General features: G+C 71.4%; 4 protein-coding genes. 2 read left to right on the top strand and 2 right to left on the bottom strand.

Features of this window, described 5'->3' with window-relative positions; all coding sequences use genetic code 11:
* Both G6019_RS04325 and G6019_RS04320 read right to left on the bottom strand, forming a co-directional pair.
* A partial coding sequence (locus G6019_RS04325; protein WP_182627098.1) for a family 43 glycosylhydrolase occupies positions 1-1287 on the bottom strand: 1287 nt, incomplete at its 3' end.
* Between the two features lie 76 nt (positions 1288-1363).
* Positions 1364-3007 carry an AMP-binding protein gene (locus G6019_RS04320; protein WP_107748805.1) on the bottom strand — a complete coding sequence of 548 codons (1644 nt, stop codon included), beginning with the start codon at positions 3005-3007 and terminating at the stop codon, positions 1364-1366.
* A gap of 142 nt (positions 3008-3149) precedes the next feature.
* Between G6019_RS04320 and G6019_RS04315 the strand changes: the two genes are divergently transcribed.
* The gene (locus G6019_RS04315; RefSeq protein ID WP_107748804.1) at positions 3150-4289 is read left to right on the top strand and encodes an acyl-CoA dehydrogenase family protein; all 1140 of its coding nucleotides are present in this window, start codon (positions 3150-3152) and stop codon (positions 4287-4289) included.
* A gap of 44 nt (positions 4290-4333) precedes the next feature.
* Complete coding sequence (gene idi, locus G6019_RS04310) at positions 4334-4888, top strand: isopentenyl-diphosphate Delta-isomerase (RefSeq protein WP_017835303.1); 555 nt, start codon at positions 4334-4336, stop codon at positions 4886-4888.
* Positions 4889-4911: the final 23 nt, after the last annotated feature.

Genomic DNA, 4911 nt, shown 5'->3' with positions numbered 1-4911 from the left:
GGGGCGCAGGGTCAGCGCGCGGGTCACGGGCGCGCCCACACCGACGGCCGCGGGCACGGATGGCAGCCACTGTCCGTCGGCGAGGATCGGCAGTTCCGCTCGCCGCTTGTCGGGTCCGGTCAGTGTGGCGCGCAGGTCGCCGGAGTAGGCGGACCCCGTCGAGTCCATCCGCACCGAGGCGTCGAGCACCTGTCCGTCCCGGTCCGGCCGCAGCACCGCTCCACCGACCGCAGTGAGCCGTACGGGCAGGGTGACGACGGGATCGGCGGACCGTGTCGAGGAGGGGGTTCCGTCCCCGACCACGGGCCACCCGCTGTCCCAGTCCAGGCGGTCGAGCATCATGTAGCGCCGCTGCACCCCGTTGGGGAGCACGGCGCTGCCACGGGGGGCGGCGTGGTAGAGCATCCAGTCCTGCCCCGCGTCGTCGGTGGTCACGTCGACGTGACCCGGTCCCACCCAGCCGGCGTCACCCTTCAGGATCACGTCGCCGGGCAGCGGGGCACCCGGCCCCTGAACCAACGGGCGCTGCTGCCGATCGGAGTACGGGCCCATCACGTCGTCGGCGCGGCCACCCAACACCCGGTACTGGGACTGCTCGCCGTTGCAACACAGTCCAGCACTGGTGAACAGGTGCGTCCTGCCCTCGCGGCTGACGATGGCGGGGGCCTCGACGCCCGTACCGGCCACCAGGACGGGGTCGCCGATCAGAGCTGTCCCCGCTGGGTTCATCCGCACCGCGTGGATCCCCTCGAAGTTCCCCATGAACATGACCGGGCCGTCGGCCGTGAACACCACCTCGGGGTCCATCGGATCCAGATCCCGATAAGGCGCGTCGGCCCCGTAGCAGACGATCGGCGCACCGCCGTGGGTCCACGGGCCCTCGATCCCGGGCGCGGTGGCCATCCCGATACAGGGGGCCGGCCCGCCGGTCGTGTAGTACATGACGGCTCCGGCGTCGGTGACGTGGACGTCCGGCGCCCACAGGTACGACCCCGACGGTGCCCACGAGGGACGGGATCCGAAGGCGTCCCCCACGTACTCCCACTCGACCAGGTCGAAGGACCGGAAGTGCGGGACCAGCCGGTACCCGGCACCGTCCGACCAGTCGTCCGAGGACGCGTAGACGTGGAAGGCGCCGTCCGCTCCCCTCTGGACCGACGGGTCCGGGGCGATGGAGGAGATCACCGGGTTCGCGGCCGCGGGCACCGCCGCGGTGGCGGACACGAGGGGGACGACGACGGCCAGCGCGGCGGCGCCGAGGGCGCGCGCTCCTCGCGAAGTTTTCATCGGCCGAGCATAGACCCATGAACCGTCTTTATGTCACCGTACGTAACTCCCGGTTGGAGCACCCGCCCCGCGCTCGCTATCTCGCCCCGCGCTCCTTGCGCAGCAGGAACCGCTGGATCTTGCCCGACGGCGTCTTGGGCAGCTCACGGGCGAAGTGGACCTTCCGGGGGAACGCGTGGGCCGCGAACTCCGTCTTGACCCACTTCTGTAGTTCCTCCGCCTTGTCGTCGTCACCCTCGACACCCTCGCGCAGCACGACGTACGCCTCGAGTACCTCACCGGCCAGTTCGTCGGGGACGCCGATGATCGCCGACTCCAGCACGTCCGGGTGCTTGGCCAGGACGGACTCCACGTCGAACGGGCCGATCCGGTAGCCGGACATGATGATCACGTCGTCGTCGCGGCTGGAGAAGTAGAAATGACCGTCGGCGTCGAGCTTGGCCGCGTCGCCCGTGTAGTACCAGCGGCCGTCCGCGCTGAACCGCTCGGCCGTCTTCTCGGGCGCGTCGTGGTACCCCGTGAACCACATGAGCGGGCTGGCGGGGACGTCGATCGCGACGCGGCCGAGCTCCCCCACCGGCGCGGTCTCGTCGGAGTCGGCCGCGAGCACGGTGCACCCCCACCCGGGAAGCGGCACTCCCATGGACCCGGGACGGACGTCCTCGCGCAGCGAGTCGTGCCAGGGGTTGATGATGAACATCCCGTGCTCGGTCTGGCCGTACTGGTCCCGGACCTCGACACCGAACTGCTCGATCGACCACTCGATCACCTCCGGGGTGAGCGGCTCACCGGCGGCGGAGGCCCGGCGGAGCCTCACGTCCGGCGCGATGTCGCGCTTGGCGCGCATCGTCCGGTAGACCGTCGGCGCCGCCGCGAAGTTGGTGACCCCGTAGTACTGCAGGACGGCGAACGCCAACTCCGGGGTGTAGCGGGCGTGGAGGAGCAGGCTGCGGCGGCCCACCGCCAGCGGACCGAGGATGCCGTAGTAGAGGCCGTACGCCCAGCCCGGATCGGCACCGTTCCAGAACACGTCGTCGGCGCGCACGTCCAGACCGGTCTCGATGTACTGGTGGAACGCGGCGAGCGCGCGGACGGGGACGACGACCCCCTTGGGGGTGCCGGTGGTGCCCGAGGTGAAGAGCATCACCATCCCGGCGTCCGGGCCGGTGACCGCGGCGCCGCGACCGGGCTCCTGGTCGCCGACGATCGTGTCGAGATCGAGGTCTCCCTCCCGGGCACCGGGGCAGTCCGCCAGCCCGGCCACGACCACCGGGACGGATGTGCTCTCGAGCTTCCCCCGCTGGTCGGCGTCGGACACGATCACCCGGGCGTCGCCGCCGGTGATCCGCATCTCGATGGCGGGCCAGGCGAACGCGGTGAACAGCGGCATGTGCACCGCGCCCAGGCGCCAGATCCCCATGAGCGTGAACACCAGGTCCGCGGACTTGGCCATGAGCGTGGCGACCCGGTCCCCCTCGCCCACACCGAGAGCCGCCAGGGCGGCGGCCACCTTCTCGCTCCCGACCTTCAGCTCGCCGTAGGTGATGTCGCGACCGGACAGGTCGGCGTCGATCACGGTGAAGGCCACGGCGTCGGGGTCGTGGCGGTCGCACAGGAACTCCGCCGCACTCGCACCGGGGACGTCGTAGATCGCCAGGAGCTCGTCCGGGGACAGGGGCGTACCGGTGGGCGGCGTGGTCTCGGTCGTATCTGCAGACATGTCTGCAGATACTGCTGCAGAGGCCCGCCGCACACCACCCACCGACGGGCACCCCCGCTTTCGGGGCTGGTACGACTGCTCCGGAGCCGTGCACTCTAATGGGACCACCCGACGATTCCCGCACGTACCCGGAAGGACTCCCATGGCCGTCGACCGACTGCTCCCCAGCGACGAGGCGTACGAACTCCTCGACATGACCCGCTCGGTCGCGGACAAGCTGCTCGAGCCGATCGCGGCCGAGCACGAGCGGAACCACACCTATCCCGAGGGGCTCTTCGCGCAACTCGGCGAGGTGGGCCTGCTGGGGCTGCCCTATCCGGAGGAGTTCGGCGGCGGCGACCAGCCGTACGAGGTGTACCTGCAGGTGCTGGAGGAGCTCGGTGCCCGGTGGGCGGCTGTCGCCGTCGCGACGAGCGTGCACGGTCTGTCCTGCTTCCCCCTGGCCACCGCCGGCTCCGACGAGCAGAAGGCCGAGTGGCTGCCCGGGATGCTCGCCGGCGAGCAGATCGGCGCGTATTCGCTCTCGGAGCCACAGGCCGGGTCGGACGCGGCGGCGCTGCGGTGCCGCGCCGAGCGCGAGGGTGACGAGTTCGTGGTCACCGGCACCAAGTCCTGGATCACGCACGGTGGGATCGCGGACGTGTACAACACCTTCGTCCGCACCGGCGAGGGGTCCCGCGGCATCTCGTGTCTCCTGGTCCCCCGCGACACCGAGAACCTGACGTTCGGGAAGCCCGAGGACAAGATGGGCCTGAACGGCGTCCCCACCACCACCGCCGCCTACGAGGGCGCCCGGGTCGACGCCGCCCGTCTCCTGGGCGCCGAGGGCGACGGACTGCGCATCGCGTTCTCCGCCCTGGACTCGGGCCGGCTCGGGATCGCCGCGGTGGCCACCGGCATCGCGCAGCGGGCACTCGACGACGCGGTCGCCTACGCCAATGAGCGCGAGGCGTTCGGCAAGACCATCATCGGCCACCAGGGCCTGGGCTTCCTGCTGGCGGACATGGCCGCGGCCGTGACCTCCGCCCGCGCCACGTACCTCGACGCCGCCCGACGCAAGGACGCCGGCCGTCCCTACTCCCGCCAGGCCTCGATCGCCAAGCTCACCGCCACGGACGCGGCGATGAAGGTCACGACGGACGCGGTCCAGGTGCTCGGCGGCGTCGGCTACACCCGGGAGTTCCCCGTGGAGCGGTACATGCGCGAGGCCAAGATCACCCAGATCTTCGAGGGCACCAACCAGATCCAGCGACTGGTGATCGCCCGCGACCTCGCCGTCTGAGTCCCCGGCGGCCCGTCCGGCCCGGAGCGCCTAAGGTTGGCGGCATGTCCTCCCTCCCCGACGCCTCCGCTCCCGCGGGCACCGAGTACGTGGTCCTCCTCTCGGAGGACGGCCAGCCCGTCGGCACCGCGGACAAGGCCACCGTCCACACCACCGACACCCCGCTGCACCTGGCGTTCTCGTGCCACGTGGTCGACGAGGAGGGCCGCGTCCTGCTCACCCGTCGCGCGCTGCACAAGCGCGCCTGGCCGGGTGTGTGGACCAACTCGTTCTGTGGTCACCCCGCACCGGGCGAGGACCCCGCCGAGGCGATAGTGCGACGGGCGGAACAGGAACTCGGGACGCGCGTGGACGGGATCGAGCCGGCGTTGCCGGACTTCCGGTACCGGGCGGTGGACGACTCCGGGATCGTGGAGAACGAGATCTGCCCCGTGTTCACCGCCCGCATCCGCGCCGACCTGGCCCCGCGGGCGGACGAGGTGTGTGCCCACCACTGGGCCCGGCCCGAGGACGTGCGCAAGGCCATCGACGCGACGCCGTTCGCGTTCAGCCCCTGGCTGGTCGCGCAGGCGCCGCGCATGGCCCTCTACGCTCGTTGAGGACGGGCTCGGTGAGGACGGGC

It is taken from the genome of Dietzia sp. DQ12-76 (assembly GCF_014145045.1).
Lineage (GTDB): Bacteria > Actinomycetota > Actinomycetes > Mycobacteriales > Mycobacteriaceae > Dietzia.
Note: the sequence above shows the minus strand (reverse complement) of the source record. Positions and strands in the feature narration are given on the sequence as shown.